The sequence below is a fragment of the Sphingobium sp. MP9-4 genome (assembly GCF_005281675.1).
GTDB classification, from domain to species: Bacteria; Pseudomonadota; Alphaproteobacteria; order Sphingomonadales; family Sphingomonadaceae; genus Sphingobium; species Sphingobium yanoikuyae.
Window position 1 is genome coordinate 108,693 of sequence record NZ_LUFI01000093.1, and the last position, 15,707, is coordinate 124,399.

17 protein-coding genes and 1 tRNA gene are annotated in these 15,707 nt (G+C 62.4%); 6 read left to right on the forward strand and 12 right to left on the reverse strand.

Annotated elements, in window-relative coordinates:
• Positions 1 to 179 precede the first annotated feature (179 nt).
• From A0U87_RS24675 to A0U87_RS24695, 5 genes are all read right to left on the reverse strand, one after another.
• Positions 180 to 2,027 (reverse strand): AAA family ATPase, encoded by a 1,848-nt coding sequence (locus A0U87_RS24675; RefSeq protein WP_125999557.1) that lies wholly within the window; start codon positions 2,025 to 2,027, stop codon positions 180 to 182.
• A 127-nt stretch (positions 2,028 to 2,154) separates the two neighbouring features.
• Complete coding sequence (locus A0U87_RS24680; protein WP_137406095.1) at positions 2,155 to 2,859, reverse strand: pirin family protein; 705 nt, start codon at positions 2,857 to 2,859, stop codon at positions 2,155 to 2,157.
• A gap of 110 nt (positions 2,860 to 2,969) precedes the next feature.
• The gene (locus tag A0U87_RS24685) at positions 2,970 to 4,163 is read right to left on the reverse strand and encodes an RNA-guided endonuclease TnpB family protein (protein WP_137406096.1); all 1,194 of its coding nucleotides are present in this window, start codon (positions 4,161 to 4,163) and stop codon (positions 2,970 to 2,972) included.
• Between the two features lie 129 nt (positions 4,164 to 4,292).
• Positions 4,293 to 5,336, reverse strand: coding sequence for a hypothetical protein (locus A0U87_RS24690; RefSeq protein ID WP_009821123.1), 1,044 nt, complete (start codon positions 5,334 to 5,336; stop codon positions 4,293 to 4,295).
• Between the two features lie 51 nt (positions 5,337 to 5,387).
• The gene (locus A0U87_RS24695) at positions 5,388 to 5,657 is read right to left on the reverse strand and encodes a metalloregulator ArsR/SmtB family transcription factor (protein ID WP_198005923.1); all 270 of its coding nucleotides are present in this window, start codon (positions 5,655 to 5,657) and stop codon (positions 5,388 to 5,390) included.
• 13 nt (positions 5,658 to 5,670) lie between these two features.
• On the opposite strand from A0U87_RS24695, the gene A0U87_RS24700 reads away from it, so the two are divergent.
• Entirely contained in the window at positions 5,671 to 6,663 is a 993-nt protein-coding gene (locus A0U87_RS24700) for a hypothetical protein (protein ID WP_009821125.1), read from the forward strand.
• 15 nt (positions 6,664 to 6,678) lie between these two features.
• Positions 6,679 to 6,933, forward strand: a complete 255-nt coding sequence (locus A0U87_RS24705; RefSeq protein ID WP_009821126.1) for a hypothetical protein — start codon at positions 6,679 to 6,681, stop codon at positions 6,931 to 6,933.
• Positions 6,934 to 7,084: 151 nt separating this feature from the next.
• Here A0U87_RS24705 and A0U87_RS24710 read toward each other — a convergent pair.
• Positions 7,085 to 7,161, reverse strand: a tRNA-Arg gene (locus A0U87_RS24710).
• A gap of 87 nt (positions 7,162 to 7,248) precedes the next feature.
• Between A0U87_RS24710 and A0U87_RS24715 the strand changes: the two genes are divergently transcribed.
• Positions 7,249 to 7,971 (forward strand): queuosine precursor transporter, encoded by a 723-nt coding sequence (locus A0U87_RS24715; protein ID WP_037517900.1) that lies wholly within the window; start codon positions 7,249 to 7,251, stop codon positions 7,969 to 7,971.
• A 93-nt stretch (positions 7,972 to 8,064) separates the two neighbouring features.
• Positions 8,065 to 9,057, forward strand: coding sequence for a GGDEF domain-containing protein (locus A0U87_RS24720; protein ID WP_240700634.1), 993 nt, complete (start codon positions 8,065 to 8,067; stop codon positions 9,055 to 9,057).
• Here A0U87_RS24720 and truA read toward each other — a convergent pair.
• Together truA and fmt are read right to left on the reverse strand one after the other, a co-directional pair.
• Positions 9,030 to 9,788, reverse strand: coding sequence for a tRNA pseudouridine(38-40) synthase TruA (gene truA, locus A0U87_RS24725; protein WP_048938764.1), 759 nt, complete (start codon positions 9,786 to 9,788; stop codon positions 9,030 to 9,032). The genes A0U87_RS24720 and truA overlap by 28 nt on opposite strands.
• Positions 9,789 to 9,792: 4 nt before the next feature.
• Complete coding sequence (fmt, locus tag A0U87_RS24730) at positions 9,793 to 10,701, reverse strand: methionyl-tRNA formyltransferase (protein WP_048938763.1); 909 nt, start codon at positions 10,699 to 10,701, stop codon at positions 9,793 to 9,795.
• A gap of 179 nt (positions 10,702 to 10,880) precedes the next feature.
• Between fmt and recR the strand changes: the two genes are divergently transcribed.
• Positions 10,881 to 11,477: a recombination mediator RecR gene (gene recR / locus A0U87_RS24735; protein WP_048938762.1), complete on the forward strand. Its 597-nt coding sequence runs from the start codon at positions 10,881 to 10,883 to the stop codon at positions 11,475 to 11,477.
• Between the two features lie 588 nt (positions 11,478 to 12,065).
• Here the strand turns inward: recR and A0U87_RS24740 are convergent.
• The 3 genes from A0U87_RS24740 to A0U87_RS24750 all read right to left on the reverse strand — a co-directional run bounded on the left by A0U87_RS24740 (position 12,066) and on the right by A0U87_RS24750 (position 14,293).
• Complete coding sequence (locus A0U87_RS24740; protein ID WP_048938761.1) at positions 12,066 to 12,404, reverse strand: hypothetical protein; 339 nt, start codon at positions 12,402 to 12,404, stop codon at positions 12,066 to 12,068.
• Positions 12,401 to 13,594 (reverse strand): aromatic ring-hydroxylating dioxygenase subunit alpha, encoded by a 1,194-nt coding sequence (locus A0U87_RS24745; RefSeq protein WP_234415639.1) that lies wholly within the window; start codon positions 13,592 to 13,594, stop codon positions 12,401 to 12,403. Before A0U87_RS24745 ends, A0U87_RS24740 begins: the two co-directional genes overlap by 4 nt.
• 108 nt (positions 13,595 to 13,702) lie before the next feature.
• Positions 13,703 to 14,293 carry a TetR/AcrR family transcriptional regulator gene (locus tag A0U87_RS24750; protein WP_048938760.1) on the reverse strand — a complete coding sequence of 197 codons (591 nt, stop codon included), beginning with the start codon at positions 14,291 to 14,293 and terminating at the stop codon, positions 13,703 to 13,705.
• Positions 14,294 to 14,392: 99 nt separating this feature from the next.
• Between A0U87_RS24750 and def the strand changes: the two genes are divergently transcribed.
• Positions 14,393 to 14,923, forward strand: coding sequence for a peptide deformylase (gene def, locus A0U87_RS24755; RefSeq protein WP_004210855.1), 531 nt, complete (start codon positions 14,393 to 14,395; stop codon positions 14,921 to 14,923).
• 84 nt (positions 14,924 to 15,007) lie between these two features.
• Here def and phoB read toward each other — a convergent pair whose 3' ends face one another.
• The gene (gene phoB, locus A0U87_RS24760) at positions 15,008 to 15,706 is read right to left on the reverse strand and encodes a phosphate regulon transcriptional regulator PhoB (RefSeq protein WP_004210860.1); all 699 of its coding nucleotides are present in this window, start codon (positions 15,704 to 15,706) and stop codon (positions 15,008 to 15,010) included.
• Position 15,707: the final 1 nt, after the last annotated feature.

Here is a 15,707-nt window from a genome sequence, read left to right on the forward strand (position 1 = left end):
CCTGCTAACAATTCGCCGCTCTCCCAATTGAGCTACAGACCCCCAATGGTGGATCCGACCGGACTCGAACCGGCATCTTGCGAGGTATTTCGCTAACTGATGAATAACTTTACCAAAAAAGGACGTTAGAGTCAAATGTTATTTCGGATATGTTTTATATTAACGGTGCGTATTTCTAGTTATGGCGCAGTGAACGCATTTATCCAGTTAGGTGCGAGAAGGTGATTTGAAGCAGAATATATCCTGTTCTCGCAGTCTTGGGTCGCACCACCAACTTGCTGATGTATGCGCGGGCGTAATCCGTCCATCAGCAACTTGCCATGGCTATGCTCGAAGGCGACGGGGATCAACCCGTTTGCGGGTACGAATCCGGCGTTAGCAGGCGGGTCTGCCGGCATGCCACACAACGCCCACTCAGGTTTTCCTCGCTTGCGCTGGCTGTCGTAAACCGTCGTCTTGATCTGGCCCCGCGCAGTATGGGCCGCGGCGACGAGCTGGTCGCGCCTGAAGGCTGTGACATCAGTGATCGCGGCGTCGACTACCTCGGGCGCGATATGCGGGAAGTTTGCCTTGAGGTGCTGGGCTTGGGCAAAGGAGTGCTCTACATCATTGAAGGGGGTGAAAACCTCGGTGACACGGGTGACACCATTGCGCTGGCGCTCTGCTGCGGCGGTCGCAATTTCAAAGTCCATCTCGGCCTGCGTCCTGAAGTCGCGGTCCCTGTGCAGAATGATTCGAGCATCCGGCCGCATGTCGGTGATCATGCTGGCGAGCAGGCGGGCGGCGGGCAGGTTCCCGCACCCGTTATAGGAGATCACGGCGAGGTTCTGCGGCGCCCCGTTGGCACGTGCCAGCGCGGTGACGGGCTTTGTCTTCTTATCCTCGGTCATAAGGATTACGGGGCGAGCGGGATCGAAGGCATCTGCGCCCGCGGAGAGCGCTCCCAAGGTCATGAGGATGGGGATCGCCGGCCTTTGGGCTTCGTCGACAGGCACCTTGGCACCGTCGCTCATCCATACAACGGCGGCGTCCGAGTCGTACATAAGCCGCTGGATCAACTGCGGAGAGTGGCTGGCGAACAGAATGCGGGTTTGCGTCTCGGCGGCAACGCCGCGCAGCGCCTCATAGAGCCTCGATTGGCTATCTGCGTGCAGATGGGCATCTGGCTCGTCGAGAAGGAGGAGCGGGGGAGCGTAGAAGCATGCGTAGGCGATGATCTGGATCACCTGCAACATGCCGGTCGACGCCATGTCGAGTGTGACACAGGAATCGGTCGCCTCGACATCTACTCGCACATAGCGGTCGCGTTTTGGATCGTGGGCCACGACGACCCGGGTGCCCGGATAGCAGCGGTCGAGCAGGGTGCAGAAGGTCTTCCACCTGCTTTCGGGCAGCACGCCGATGTCGCGGTTATGGCTCCATGCGGCCATAGCCATCTCGTCGAGATCACGAGTAAACAGGTGATCGAGCACAGTGCGCAGATAAAGGTTCGCATCGCCGTGCATCACAGCGGCGTCCATTGCGCCCTTGGTCCGCCATTCTTCGCGCATCGGTATGCCGGAGAGGCCAGGCGTCAGGATCGAGAACGGTTGATCGGGATTGGCCAGCACTGCGGCCAAGTCGTCGTCGCCAATCCGGTTGATAGCGATGTTGGCGTTCTTGCCGCGCCGGACCTCGATCGTCAGCTCCTTGGCGACGTTCGTGTCCAAGTCCACCCCGCTGTAAGTGATCGAATATCCGAGTTTCTGAGTGGCGGGGTCGCCTCGTCTCAGATCGAGCAGGTGTTCGGTTGGACGAAATAGGACATTGTCGTTTGACACAGTCCCGGCAAAGTCCGGGGTTCCGTCGGCCTTCACATTGCGTAGGGCGGCTTGGAGTATAGAGACGCCGAGCTGCGCGGCTTGAAGCGCGCTGCTTTTGCCGCTGGTGTTGCCACCAACGAGAGCAGTAACCGGCTTCAGGTCGATAGTGAGCACCTCAATCCGTTTGAAGTGGCTGATGACGATCTTATCGAGCCGAATCCGCATTCATGCCTCTTTCCCTGACGCGCAATTGGACCGCGATCACGTTCCAATTGCAACGCCGTTTCCGTGAGCACGATAGCGCCGCGGTTGTCCGGCCTACTTCAGCATAGGGTCGAAAATATAGGCCGTTCTATCCTTGTCCGATTTCGATGAGCAGCGCTTCAGCTTCGTCAACTCCCGTGAGAGTTAGTCTCTCAACGTTATTGATGAGAATGCCGTCGTTGCGGTTGGCAACAACATCACCGACCTGGACTGCTCCGGAGAGCGGCACGAGATAGCCAAAATTGCCTGCCTCAAAGCGGTAATCCGCAATGCCGCCGTCGGCCAGCACAATTCGCGATAGACGGGCATTGGCTCGCATGGGCAGTGAATTGCCTTCATTGTCGAACCCGCTGGCCAATGTAATGAACTGCCCCGGTTCACCATCATCAGCGAACCCTTTCGTGACGGAAAAGGGCTCGCCACTAGGCTGGTGGGGCATAAGCCAGATCTGGACGAATTCGACGGGGTCGCTTTCGTCTGGATTGCCCCGCCGGATAGAGACACCGGTTCCAGCGGACATGATCTGGCAATTGCCCGACTGGAGCATGCCGACATTGCCCAAGCTATCTTCGTGATAGAGGAACCCACTGGAGACGTAGGTCAGTATCTCGGTATCGGTATGCGGAGTTTGCGGCAGGGCAGCGCGGGGAGAGATCGTCTCGTGGTTCCACATGATCATATCGCCCCACTGCATCGGATGTCCGCCGCAGCTCTCAGGCCCGAAATGCTGAAGGCTTTGGAAATGATCCAAACGGAAGCTGCCGAAGTCGCGGGAGGGGCGTAAGGTGATCATCAGGGTTCCAGTGCGAATATGTATGGCTAAAGCGGGTTTGAAAAAAACCAAACTGGCTTTGGACAGGCAGTTGCTATGCAAACGCGCTGCATTTCCGGGTGGACGCGCAGCTAGACGCTGGCGTTGGACAAAACCTTGCCCACCCTGCGACCCAAAGCGGCCGCATGCGCGGAGAGACCGCGCGCAAGGATGTTGATTGCGTTGTTGGTGCCTCGTGGGACATCGGCGCCGCAGGCACAGATGTGCCGGTCAGCATCGTTACTTTCAGAGGTTGGTGATCCGCATGCATTGCACGTTTGCGTAATGTGTCTCGGATCGACAACGACGACTTTGCCACCAGCCTTTTCAGCTTTGTAGCGGATCATCTCAAGAAGGCGCTTTGGTCTTGGCTCGGCCAACACCTGACCGTTTTCTCGTGTCGCGATTGCGCCAGCGCCGTCTGATGGGCGTCGTGTGCGTGTTGGTCGGGGAAATTGTTTGAGCGCGAGATCTTCGACCACGATCGTCTCAAATCGATTAGTGATCGCCGCCGAGATCTGATGCAGCCGCGTGGAACGGAGGTTTATCACGCGTTGACTGGCGCGGTCTTGGCGTTCGCGCAGCTTTTTACGTCGGCGGGAGTCTTTCTGGCATCTTGCCAGTGCCCGGTAGGCCCGACGCAACGCGGAACTCTGAGTGGTCTTACGGGGTGTGTCGTCGAAGAGAGAGCCATCTGACAGCGATGCTAGTTGCTCTATGCCGAGACCGAGGCCGCATGCGCTACCGGGTTTCTTATGCTCTTGATCGCCGACTTTGCAATCAACCAGGATGGCAACATGCCATTGGCGGGCTCTGCGGGTGAAGGTGAGTCTGGTGAGGCGAGCGTCAGCCGGCAAAGGGCGATGCATGCGCATGCGCAATTTCCCGACGATGCCATCGACCGTTAGGTAGCCGTCGGCAATAACACATCCTCGGACGCCATGGACGCCAAAACTGCGCCAGCGATCTTCGGAGCGAAAGCGTGGGAACCCGGCGTTGGGGTTAGCTCTCAGGCGGTCGCGATACTTCGCCATCGCGGTATCGACGCAGCGCAAGGTCCAGTTGTTAATACCCCAAGGCAGAGCAGTATGCTGGCGGTTGGCCATTCGATAGGCAGGGAGAGACTTCGTATCGTCTTCGTATGTGAGATGAACGCCGCGCTGGAAGGCTGTGCGCCGGTTCTGTAGTGCGTCGTTGTATAAATTTCGCTGCAGCTGCAGGATCGAGGCCAAGCGCGCATGTTGCGCCCTGCTTGGCTCGATCGGAAATTTATACTGCAAGAACATGTGCTTGCATGTGACGCGCAAAAGTTAACGCAAGGTGGATGTTCGAAGATCAATCAGGCGGAAGGGGGAATGATCGTTGGGATCCCATTCAGTCAGCGCGCTGCGACAATCTCACCTGCCGCTAAAGTGCTACCTGGTCGGGGACAGAGGTCGGGCATAGGCGAATTCAATTGGCGTTGATTTCACTGGCCCCTTGGTAATCGCTTGGATCGCTGCCGCGGCTGGTACGGCGGGCTCGGCCTCGCGATTGATCTGCAGGCCAGCGTGATAGCGCTCCAGAAGCAGAGCAACGGCTGGACGCACGACAGGCAGAGGCAGAGTTTCGCGAATCGCGAATGGGATGGAAGGATTGCGGCGGGGATTGAGAGGCACGCGGCCGAGCTTGGTGCCGAACATAGCAGTGAGGGCCAATCCTGGCCGACGAGAATCTACCTGAACGTCTGACTGGGCGATGCCGAGTGAGCGTAACTGGGCTTTCGTGCGTGGGTCATCGATGGGAGCGCTGCGATAGGTTACCAAAGATGCGCGTGCGGGTGATGCGGAACTCGTCTTCTCAGCTGCCTCGGTGACCAACTGGAGGATGTCGTCGGCAGTTGGCCGATCTGCAGTCACCACATGGGCAAGAGCGATACCACGGCTGACGTCGATGAACGCGGTGAGGACAGCGTGATAGGGGATGTTATCGGGGCCATCGACCGCCACATCGAGTGGCGACATATCGATGGCGTAGTCGGTATTCATGCCGGTGTAGGACGCGATATCGGTCACTTCCATGGGCAGATTGAGTCTCGTGCGGACTGCCCGTTTGCTTGGTGGACTTATTTTACGCTTCTCGCACAAGGCTTCGGCGGCAGACTGGATCGCCCCTGGCCGAGCGCCCGGGCCGGCGTGCGCGATGGCTTCTTCGAGAGCTGCTCTCGTTTCAGCAGGAAGCTGACGGGGGTAGTTGGACAGAACCTGATCGTTCAGTTGGAGCGAGTCCTTGTACGCCCGAATGATCTTGAAGAAGTTGCGCTCCTTATACCCCAGCCGAGTGGCGGCAGCGGTAACAGCTGCTGCCATTCGCCGACTGCCCTTCCTGGGGAGCTCTTCAACTTCCAGAGCACGCCGGTAAGCTTCCGGCCACTGCTGAGGCGTGAAGGTCACCATGTAGTGGGCAATGCGATCTTCCATTTTTCTTCACTCCTGAGTTTCGAGGAGCGAAGCAGAGCGTATTCAGAAAATTCAGGGCGTCACTGAGGCCAAGCCATTGAGGTATGTGCCGATGGACGACGCTGCGGCTGTATCAGCCTGATAGATCACCTGTTTTCCCGCACGGCGCGAGGAGACCAGGTGGGCACGCGATAGAATTCCTAGGTGGGAAGATAGCGTGTTTGCAGCGACATTGAGGTGGCGCGCGATTTCTCCCGCCGGCAGGCCTTCAGGCGCCCGGGCGAGGAGGCGGTAGATATCATGCCGAGTCGGTTGCCCCAGCGCAGCCAGGGCCTCGACCATTGCTGATGAGTCCATGGACCAGACTATCAGCGATCCATCCCAACCGGTCAAACGGTTAGTGACGGACAGATCCGTCAGCCAAACCAACAATGTACCGGCCGATGTCCGTTTCGACGTCCGTTGGAACAGCAAATCGGACACCGTTCAATTCTATAATTCCAGAATCATTGAAATGAATGTACAAGTCTGCAAGTGGAGCAAGCGACTCGCGCAGGCTTCTTTTGAAAAGGATGGTGACAGAAAGGGTTTCGCAATGCTGACGCATGAGATGTACGAACAGAGAATAGCTGCACGGACCCAGCGCTCAGCGCTGGATTACTTTACCACTTCAGCTCTGTTGGGACGCCCTGATCCGCTAGCCAGCGATAGCCCCGACGATGTGTCATTCGATTTGACCTACAAGATGGTCGATCGCCTTGTGATCGCGGCCGTTGAAACCGGCGCTCGGTTTGAGCGTGACAGCTTGCCGTCCGATCCATTGGCCTGGCTGTATAGCCCGCAGCCTCCGTTTGACGGGGCGCGACCGCTGGAAGCCTGTTTGACCGCGCCGGGGTTGATGAGGTGCATCATGTTCCACTCGCTCGATCTGGAACTGGGCATGCCAAGTGATCTGGTCGATCAAATCCTCTGTCGTGACGCGGGCATGACCGGAGAGACGGTGTCTGGGGGGCTATGGAATACCGATAGGGACCGGGACAGTGTCGGACATGGTCGAACGCTCTACACCGCGACGATCGTCGATGTGCAGGTGGGTCAAATCCATCATGTCTACCATGCGATGATGGCCTGCGATCTCGCCGAGGCGAGAGGATTGCTCAGACTTCGTTATGGAAGACAGTTGGCGGACCAGGCTGAGGTCCGCAGAGGGTACGACGCGAGCAACCCGCTGGCGGTCTCTATGGTGTCGGACGCGATGGGGGCGATTTTGGCGATGGTCGCCAGCAATCCTCAAAGTGCGTTGGCTGAAGGGCTCGACCTGCAACTCGAATCCAGGTTCGCGCCGTAGAGAGGCGCGCAGGCCATGATGGTCGTCACGATCACAATCTGGCCGGGTGGCGATGAGGCAGCGTCTTTCGATATCGCGCAGATGAAGATCGAGAACGAGAGCAGGCTGGCCGACGTCAGCGATTATACTGCTCGGATCGTCCAGTGCGAAAACCGCCGACTAGGGGTGCAGGGGATAGATACCCGGGTGCAAATATCGTCACATCCTCGCCGGGATGGGCCTTGGACGTTGCTCAAGAGAATACTCGATCGGGTCGATTTGCCGTCCTGAATGGGACGTTCCTAACTCCTCGCTGACGGCGAAAACCGCCTACTTCGCTACACCCTCTAAAACCGAAACGGCCGAAATTGGCCATTCTCGCCGCTCAGAGGATCACGAAAATGAAGTAAAGGAGCAGACTTGCTGACAACCGAAACCTGATTGGCGACCCCGGCAGGATTCGAACCTGCGACCATCCGCTTAGAAGGCGGATGCTCTATCCAACTGAGCTACGGGGCCGTGCGCGGGAGCGATAGCGGGGCTTGCGCCGCGGCGCAATCTTTCGCAGCCGTTGCAATCGTGTGTCGGCGGGATATGCACCGAAGGATGAGCGACGCGGGCATCCGGAAAATCGACGCGACCGTGCTTGGCGCACGGCCGCTGCGCTATTATGATTTCTTCATGGCGGCCTTCGTCGCCATCTTGCTGCTGTCCAACCTGATCGGCGCGGCCAAGCTGTCGTCGCTGGGCGGCGTGACCTTTGGCGCGGGCATCCTTTTCTTTCCGCTCGGCTATGTGATCGGCGACGTGCTGACAGAGGTCTATGGCTATGCGCGGGCGCGACGCTGCGTCTGGGCGGGCTTTGCCGCGATGCTGTTCATGGCGCTGATGAGCTGGGTGGTGGTGGCCTTGCCGCCGGCCGAGGGCTGGCCCGACCAGAAAGCCTATGAGGCGGTGTTCGGGAGCACCTGGCGGATCGTCTTTGCCTCGCTTTGCGCCTTCTGGGCGGGGGAACTGGCCAACAGCTTCGTGCTGGCCAAGATGAAGATCATCACCCAGGGACGACATCTGTGGATGCGCACCATCGGCTCGACCGTGGTGGGGCAGGGGGTGGACAGCCTGCTCTTCTACCCGCTCGCTTTCTATGGCGACTGGACCACGACGCAGGTGCTGACCGTGATGGTCACCAACTGGGCGATGAAGGTCGGCTGGGAAGCGGTGCTGACGCCCGTCACCTATGTGGTGGTGAATGGTCTCAAGCGACGCGAGGGGCTCGACGTCTATGATGCGGGCACCGACTTCACCCCGTTCCGCACTCGGCTCCAATAGGCTGGAGCCAGTAAATTACGTAATCTAAAGAGAGTCTTTACCTTGTTGGGCGCAGGAGGAGGCGACAAAGTCAGGAAAGAATAGTCGCCCATCGTGCCCATCGCCTCCGCCCAGTCCATTGTTCCTGATCGCGATCCCGTGATGTCCCCGGATGCGATCTGCCGGATCGACCGCCTGACCCATGTCGCGCGGGCGCTGAGCCAGGAGGCGCAGACGATCCAGGCCAATCTGGCCAATGCGGAGCGCCGGTTTCAGGCGACCTTCCAGCACGCGCCGGTCGGCATTGCCCATGTCGCGCTCGATGGCAGCTTCCTGACGGTCAATCCTCGTTTCGAGGAGATTACCGGCTATCCGGCCGCGATGCTGATGCGGCTGGGTTTCCAGCAGATCACCCATCCCGATGATCTGGATGCCGATGTCGCGCTGCTTGGCCGGCTGCACCGGGGCGAGTTGCAGCGCTATACGCTGGAAAAACGCTATATTCGTGCGGATGCATCGCTGATCTGGATCAACCTCACCGTGGCGCTGGTTCGCGATGAGCGGGATGAGCCGGAATTCTATGTCGCCGTGGTCGAGGATCTGTCGGAGATGCGGCAGGCCCATTTCGATGCGATCCATGATCCGCTGACCGGCCTGCTCAACCGGCGTGGCTTTGTGGTGCGGGCGCGGGCTTTGCTGCGGCAGGCAGCCGAGGCGCATCGCGCCGTCAGCCTGATCTATCTCGACCTCGACGGGTTCAAACAGCTCAATGACAGTCTCGGACATAGCGCCGGGGATCGCTGCCTGGTCGATGTGGCGCGGCTGATCGAGGATATGGTCGCCACCCGCCATGTCGTGGCGCGGATGGGCGGCGACGAATTCGTGCTGCTGGTCGACGAGGAAGGCACGGACCTGGGCGAGGCGCTGCGCGTCGGATTGATGACGCTGGGCGGCGCGCATGGCGGTGTCAGCGGCAGCTTTGGCCTGGTGACCTTGATCCCCGACGATGACACCGAACTGGACAGCATCGTGGCGCGCGCGGACGAGGCGATGCTGGCGGCCAAGCGCGCCGGCAAGAATCAGTTGGTGACTACCGCGCTGCTATAATCGGCACGCACGAAATAGAGGCCGTCGGGCGGCGCGTTGAGCGCCAGCCGGGCGCGGTCGCGCGCCTCCAGCGCATCGCGCAGGTCATCGGCGCTCCAGCGGCCCATGCCGACCATCGCGAGACAGCCGACCATCGAGCGGACCTGATGATGGAGGAAGGATCGCGCCTCTGCCCGGATGGCGATGCGATCGCCTTCACGCGAGACATCCAGCATCGCCAGCGACTTCAGCGGACTGGCCGCCTGGCAATGGACCGAGCGGAAGGTGGTGAAGTCATGATGACCCACCAGGATCTGCGCGGCGTCATGCATGGCGTCGGCGTCGAGCGGCTGGATCACCCGCCAGGCAAGCCCCGATTCCAGGGTCAGCGGCGCGCGGCGATTGGCGATGCGGTAGATATAGGCGCGGCCGGTGCAGCTGAAACGGGCATGCCAGTCCGGCGCGACTTCCTCACAGGCGAGGATCGCGACCGGATGGGGCCGCAGTTTCGCATTGATCGCCTCCATCAGGCGGAAGGGCGTCAGCGGCTTTTCGACATCGGCATGGGCGCGCATGGCAAGGCCATGGACGCCGGCATCGGTGCGGCCGGCGGCGTGCAGGATCGCGCGTTCGCCGGTGACGGCATGGATCGCATCCTCGATCGCTTGCTGGACGCTGGGGCCATGGGCCTGACGCTGCCAGCCCATGAACGGACGGCCGTCAAATTCGACGGTGAAGGCGAAACGGGCCATCGGCTCAGGCGTTGACCCGGCTGCCGGTGGGCATGTCGAAGCCGCGCAGCAATTCGCCCGCCGACATCGCCGCCTTGCCGGCGCGCTGGATCAGCGTCGGACGGATCGCGCCATGGCCGCAGCCGATCAGCAGGCTGTGGTCGAGCAGTTCACCCGCAGGCCCGGCATGATCCTCGACCGTGGCGGCGAGGATGCGGAAGCGTTCGCCGCCATATTCGAAGAAGGCGCCGGGAAAGGGGTTGAAGGCGCGCACCTGCCGTTCGACCTGATGCGCGTCGCGGCTGAAATCGATCCGCGCCTCCGCCTTGTCGATCTTGGCGGCATAGGTGACGCCCTCTTCGGGCTGGACCACCGGCGGATGGCCGGCAAGATCGTCCAGCACATCGACCATCAGCTCGGCACCGGCCTGCGCCAGTTCCTGCGTCAATTCGCCGGCCGTCTTGTCCTCGACCGGGGTGACATGCTTGGCGCGCATCGGCCCGGTGTCGAGCCCGGCCTCCATGTCCATGATGGTGACGCCGGTGACATTGTCGCCGGACAGGATGGCGCGCTGCACCGGCGCGGCACCGCGCCAGCGCGGCAGCAGCGAGCCATGGATGTTGAGGCAGCCATGGCGCGGCATCGCCAGGATCGCGCGCGGCAGGATCAGGCCATAGGCAGCGACCACCGCAACATCGGCGTCGAGCGCGGCAAATTCGGCCTGCACTGCCTCGTCCTTGAGCGAGACCGGCGTGCGCACCTCGATACCCAGTTGCTCGGCGCGGGCCTGCACCGGGGAGGGGCGCAGCGCCTTGCCACGGCCGGCCGGACGGGGCGGCTGGCTATAGACGGCGACGATGTCATGCCCGGCCTTCACCAGTGCATCGAGCGCTGGAACGGCGAAATCGGGGGTGCCCATGTAAATGATACGCATAATTTTTCCGCTTCCCGCACCAGCCCGCTCCCCCACCCGGCCACCCTTCAAGATACTGCCGTTGGGTGGCCGGGTGGGGGAGCGGGCTGGCACCGCATTTGAAATCTGCCTGGGGCCTATTTCCAAGATCGCTCTCAAACCTCTTGTCGGGACGACTTGCAAGCCCTTATCTCGGTTCCATGGCATCCCCAGAAATCGAGACGCTGACCCAGGCGCTGTCGCGACTGCCCGGCCTTGGCCCCCGTTCGGCGCGCCGCGCGGTGCTGCATCTGCTCAAGAAGCGCGAGGGCGCGCTGGAGCCGCTGCTGCGCGCGCTGGCGGCGGTCAACGAACGGCTGGTCACCTGTCAGGTCTGCGGCAATGTCGATACGGTCGATCCCTGCGGCATCTGTGCCGATCCGCGCCGCGACGCGCGTGCGCTGTGCGTGGTGGAGGATGTCGCGGACCTGTGGGCGCTGGACAAGTCGCGCCTCTTCCCCGGCCGCTTCCATGTGCTGGGCGGGCGCCTCTCTGCGCTGGAGGGGGTGCGGCCCGAGGATCTGAGCATCGACGCGCTGGTCGCGCGGGTCGAGGCCGGCGGCATAGATGAGGTGGTGCTGGCGATGAACGCCACGCTGGAGGGGCAGACCACCGCCCATTATCTGGCCGAGCGGCTGGAGCGCTTCCCGATCCGCCTGACCCAGCTGGCCCATGGCGTGCCGGTGGGCGGCGAACTCGACTATCTGGACGAGGGCACGCTGGCCCAGGCGCTGCGCGCGCGGCGACCGCTGGGCTGAGGGACGGGCCAAAGGCGGGGACACGCGTCTCCCGAAGTTCACACCGTTATCGGGCTTTCTGGGCGAAATGCGCCGCGAACGCGCCTGTGACGCGTCGGCTTTGCGCCGGTGGCGCGTCACCATCCATGGGGTGGAGGTGTCCAATATGCGCCCGCATCGCCCCTGTGACGCGACAATCGCGCTTCTGCCGCGCACCAGGAACGCCCCTATGGCGCGATCATCACGCGTCGATGGCCCGTGCGCAGCGGGCAATGACAGGGATGGAAAGGTGGGGGGATGATGATCCATCCGGGCAGTGGATCAGACAAGCGGCGTGTAGGACAGGCCGGATGATGGACGGGAAGGGTGGCGGATTTGGGTGGGAACAAGACATAGCCCCTCCCTTCCAGGGAGGGGTTGGGGTGGGTTGCGAGCGCAGCGAGCTTCTGCCCTATCGACCGTAGACCGCCGCTACGCGGCGCACCCACCCCCGGCCCCTCCCTGGAAGGGAGGGGAGTAGGAAACGTCCGCACTTGGTCGTCAGCGGTCAAAACCCGATCCTCGTAATTGCTTTGCTGCGCTTGGAATGACGGGGCGGGCCTGCGTCTCTCAGGCGCCTGCCGGGGTCCGGGTAATGTGCATATGCTGGCGCTGGCGGGCGTGGGCGGGTTCCTGGTCACCCAATATCTCTTCGGTCAGCGAGACATGGGCGAGGGTCAGCATCATGTCCATCAGCCGCTGCTCGGCCGCGTCCAGCGCGTCGATCGGGTGGCGGTCGAGATGAGCAAGGGCGGCGTCGAGCAGGGGGGCGGCCGCCGCGAAGAAGGCGGTGCGGTCGGCGGGGGCGGCATCGCCGCGCCGGGCGGCGCGGGCGATCGATCCGTCGATCGCCCAGCGATCGGCAAAGGGGACGAGCGCCTCGAAGCCGGCGGGGAGGAGCGTGCTCATGCCATTGCCTCCGCCTGCGAGACGGGCCGGGGCGCAGTGCTGGCCAGGTCGGCACGATAAGCCTGCACCCTTTCGTCGACGGCGTTGAAGAGGTGGCGGCACAGCGCCTCCTGCGCCTGGAAATGGATATGTTTGAGCGCGCCGCTGTCGAGGCCGCGCTGCCCCGCCTCGATCACGTCGCGATCCTCGGCATGGATGTCGCGCGCGCTGGCCATCGCATATTCGCGGGCATAGCGGCGGCTGGCGCAGTCATCCTCGCCCTTCCAGTAGAGGCGGATCACGCCGCGCGAGCGACGGGCATCGATCGGCCAGACGGTGTGGGAGAAGGGCTGGGCCGGCGATCCGAGGATGAAGAAATTGGGGAAGAGCGCGAGATAGTCGCGGCTGTGCGGGCCGGCGGTACCGTCGGCCATGGCGAAGCGAGCGGCGCGGCCGAAGGATTGCGCCTGCACCGGTTTGGGCGCGGGGGCGGGATTGGTCCAGATCGTCTGGGTGCGGTGGGGGCCGTGAAAGCCCATCTTCACCGGATAGCCGAAGGGGTTGTCCTCCCCCACGGCGGGTGCGCCCGAGCGGGGATGGATGAAGCGGAGATGGTAGTTTTCCTGGAAATTGTCGTAGGTCAGCTTCCAGTTGGCGTCGATCTCATAGACATATTCGGAAAAGGTGGTGGCCTGTGCCGCCGGGAAGCCGTCGAGCATGGTCGCATAGGGGCCAAGATCGTCGCGCAGGCCTTTGTCTGGCGTGCCGAGATGGACGAAGATCAGTCCGCCGCAGATGTCGAGCGCGACGCGGGGCAGGGCGCAGTCGGCCTTGTCGATGAAGAAACGATCGAAATCGGGGGCGGCGAGCAGCGCGCCATCGGTGCCGAAGGACCAGCGATGATAGGGGCAGGAGAAGGTGCCGCGCCTGCCGCTTTCCTCCTCGACCAGCTGGGTGCCGCGATGGGTGCAGACATTGTGGAAGGCGCGAATCTCGCCATCGCGGCCGCGCACGATCAGCAGCGACACATTGAGCGCTTCGATCTCGCGGCGGATGAAGCTGCCGCTGTCGGGCAGTTCGCAGACATGGCCGATCTGCAACCAGGCGCGGCGGAACACCGCTTCCCGTTCCAGCTCGAACCAGGCCGGATCATGATAGGGGGCGGCGGGGATCGGCGCGGTGCCGAGCCAGGCCAGACTGTCGTCGCTCATGCCCTGAAAGCCGGGCCGTTCGCCGTGCATCATCGCTCTCCGCTGTCTGTCTTTTCGACAGCATGAGCGGGTCAATCTGAATTTGCAACACGATTGTTGTAAATTGTGTCAGTCGTCGGCGATGCCATCCCGGCGCAGCGCCCGCTGCTGTTCCTGGCGGAAGCGGGCGATGGTGGCTTCGGTGTCGAGATCGGGGGCGACCCGATGGCGAAAGACGCGCGGGCCGATCAGCGCGCTGGTGAGCAGCATCACGCAATAGACTTCGGCGTCGATCGGCTCGTCGGGGAAGGCGGCGGCAAGGCTGGTGCCGATGCCCGATACCAGGGCGTCCCAATGCGGATAGCTGGCGCGGATGTCGCCCGGCGCGATGAAATCCTCGATCCACAGCGACATGATGGCGGGATTGTCGAGCACGAAGCGGGTGACATAGTCGATCCGCGCCTGACGCGGCAGTTCCGGGCGGAAGGCGGCGACGATCTGCTGCGAGGACCAGAGCTTCACCGCCGCGACCAGGGCGTCACGATCGGTGAAATGATAATAGATGGTGGTGCGGTTGACCCCGGCGGCGCGGGCGAGGGCGGACAGGGACAGCGCATCGATGCCGCGATCGGCGATCAGCCCGACCGCCAGCTCGATCAGCATCTGGTGGGTATCCTCGAAGGATTTGTAGCGGCGCTGCTGTGCGGTTTCGTCGGTCACGCCCCTTCGCCTAGACCCCGCCGGGCGGGGCGGCAAGCGGCGCGTGGGCCGGCGCCCGTGTCGCTTGAAATTTTCCCCCGTTCCGCCTATGTTTTCGCCATGGCCATTCTTCCGATCCTTGAGGCGCCCGATCCGCGCCTGCGTACCATCTCGACCCCCGTAGAGGCGATCGACGACGATCTGCAGCGTCTGATCGACGACATGTTCGAAACCATGTATGACGCGCCGGGCATCGGCCTGGCCGCGATCCAGGTGGGGGTGCCCAAGCGCATCCTGGTGATGGATCTGCAGGAACCGGAATCGGATGAGGAAGGCGCGCCGCCGGTCAAGAAGCCGATGGTGTTCATCAATCCGGAAATCCTGAAGGAATCGGACGAGCAGTCGGTCTATAATGAAGGCTGCCTGTCGGTGCCCGACCAGTTTGCCGAGGTGGAGCGCCCGGCGGTGATCCGCGCCAGCTGGATGGACCGCGACGGCCGCATCCATGAGGAGCAACTGGAAGGGCTGCTCGCCACCTGTCTGCAGCATGAGATGGACCATCTCGAAGGCGTGCTGTTCATCGACCATCTGTCGCGCCTGAAGCGCGACATGCTGCTCAAGAAGCTGAACAAGGCGCGCCGCGCGGCCTGATCGCGGCTCATTGCCGAAATAGAAAAACCTCCCCGGCACAGCTTGCCGGGGAGGTTTTTCTTGTCCGCATGTGCGGGGCGACGATCAGTTCAGGCCGTCGGTGTCCAGCGCATAGCCGGCCGAGCGGACGGTGCGGATGATGTCGTGGCGGCCGTCGACATTGATCGCTTTGCGCAGGCGACGGATATGGACGTCGACGGTGCGCAGTTCGATATCGCTATCCTGGCCCCAGACGCTGTCGAGCAGACGTTCCCGCGAAAAGACCCAGCCGGGATGCTCGAGGAAATGCTTCAGGAGGCGGAACTCGGTGGGGCCGAGCGGGATGACCTGGCCACCGCGGCGGACCTTGTGGCCGACCGTGTCCATTTCGACATCGGCGAAGGTCAGCGTCTCGCCAGCCAGCGCCGGGCGCACGCGGCGCAGCACCGCGCCGACGCGGGCGACCAACTCGCGGGGCGAGAAGGGCTTGGTCACATAGTCGTCGGCGCCGGTTTCCAGGCCGCGCACGCGATCCTCTTCCTCGCCACGCGCGGTCAGCATGATGATCGGCACATTGGCGGTGCCGTTCATGCGGCGCAGGCGACGGCAGACCTCGATCCCCGACAGGCTTTCGACCATCCAGTCGAGCAGGACGATGTCGGGCGTGTTTTCCTGCGCCATCAGCAGCGCTTCCTCGCCATCGACGGTATGGGCGACCTCGAAATCCTCACGCTTGAAATGCCAGATGAGCAGTTCGGCGAGCGCCGCGTCATCCTCCACCAACAGCATCTTCGCCCGCGCCATG

What these genes read in the sequence shown, in the direction of transcription:
- A0U87_RS24675 (WP_125999557.1), bottom strand. Translation starts at nt 2,027, where the DNA reads ATGCGGATTCGGCTCGATAAGATCGTCATCAGCCACTTCAAACGGATT.
- A0U87_RS24680 (WP_137406095.1), bottom strand. Translation starts at nt 2,859, where the DNA reads ATGATCACCTTACGCCCCTCCCGCGACTTCGGCAGCTTCCGTTTGGAT.
- A0U87_RS24685 (WP_137406096.1), bottom strand. Translation starts at nt 4,163, where the DNA reads ATGTTCTTGCAGTATAAATTTCCGATCGAGCCAAGCAGGGCGCAACAT.
- A0U87_RS24690 (WP_009821123.1), bottom strand. Translation starts at nt 5,336, where the DNA reads ATGGAAGATCGCATTGCCCACTACATGGTGACCTTCACGCCTCAGCAG.
- A0U87_RS24695 (WP_198005923.1), bottom strand. Translation starts at nt 5,657, where the DNA reads ATGGTCGAGGCCCTGGCTGCGCTGGGGCAACCGACTCGGCATGATATC.
- A0U87_RS24700 (WP_009821125.1), top strand. Translation starts at nt 5,671, where the DNA reads ATGGACCAGACTATCAGCGATCCATCCCAACCGGTCAAACGGTTAGTG.
- A0U87_RS24705 (WP_009821126.1), top strand. Translation starts at nt 6,679, where the DNA reads ATGATGGTCGTCACGATCACAATCTGGCCGGGTGGCGATGAGGCAGCG.
- A0U87_RS24715 (WP_037517900.1), top strand. Translation starts at nt 7,249, where the DNA reads ATGAGCGACGCGGGCATCCGGAAAATCGACGCGACCGTGCTTGGCGCA.
- truA (WP_048938764.1), bottom strand. Translation starts at nt 9,788, where the DNA reads ATGGCCCGTTTCGCCTTCACCGTCGAATTTGACGGCCGTCCGTTCATG.
- fmt (WP_048938763.1), bottom strand. Translation starts at nt 10,701, where the DNA reads ATGCGTATCATTTACATGGGCACCCCCGATTTCGCCGTTCCAGCGCTC.
- recR (WP_048938762.1), top strand. Translation starts at nt 10,881, where the DNA reads ATGGCATCCCCAGAAATCGAGACGCTGACCCAGGCGCTGTCGCGACTG.
- A0U87_RS24740 (WP_048938761.1), bottom strand. Translation starts at nt 12,404, where the DNA reads ATGAGCACGCTCCTCCCCGCCGGCTTCGAGGCGCTCGTCCCCTTTGCC.
- A0U87_RS24745 (WP_234415639.1), bottom strand. Translation starts at nt 13,594, where the DNA reads ATGAGCGACGACAGTCTGGCCTGGCTCGGCACCGCGCCGATCCCCGCC.
- def (WP_004210855.1), top strand. Translation starts at nt 14,393, where the DNA reads ATGGCCATTCTTCCGATCCTTGAGGCGCCCGATCCGCGCCTGCGTACC.
- phoB (WP_004210860.1), bottom strand. Translation starts at nt 15,706, where the DNA reads ATGGCGCGGGCGAAGATGCTGTTGGTGGAGGATGACGCGGCGCTCGCC.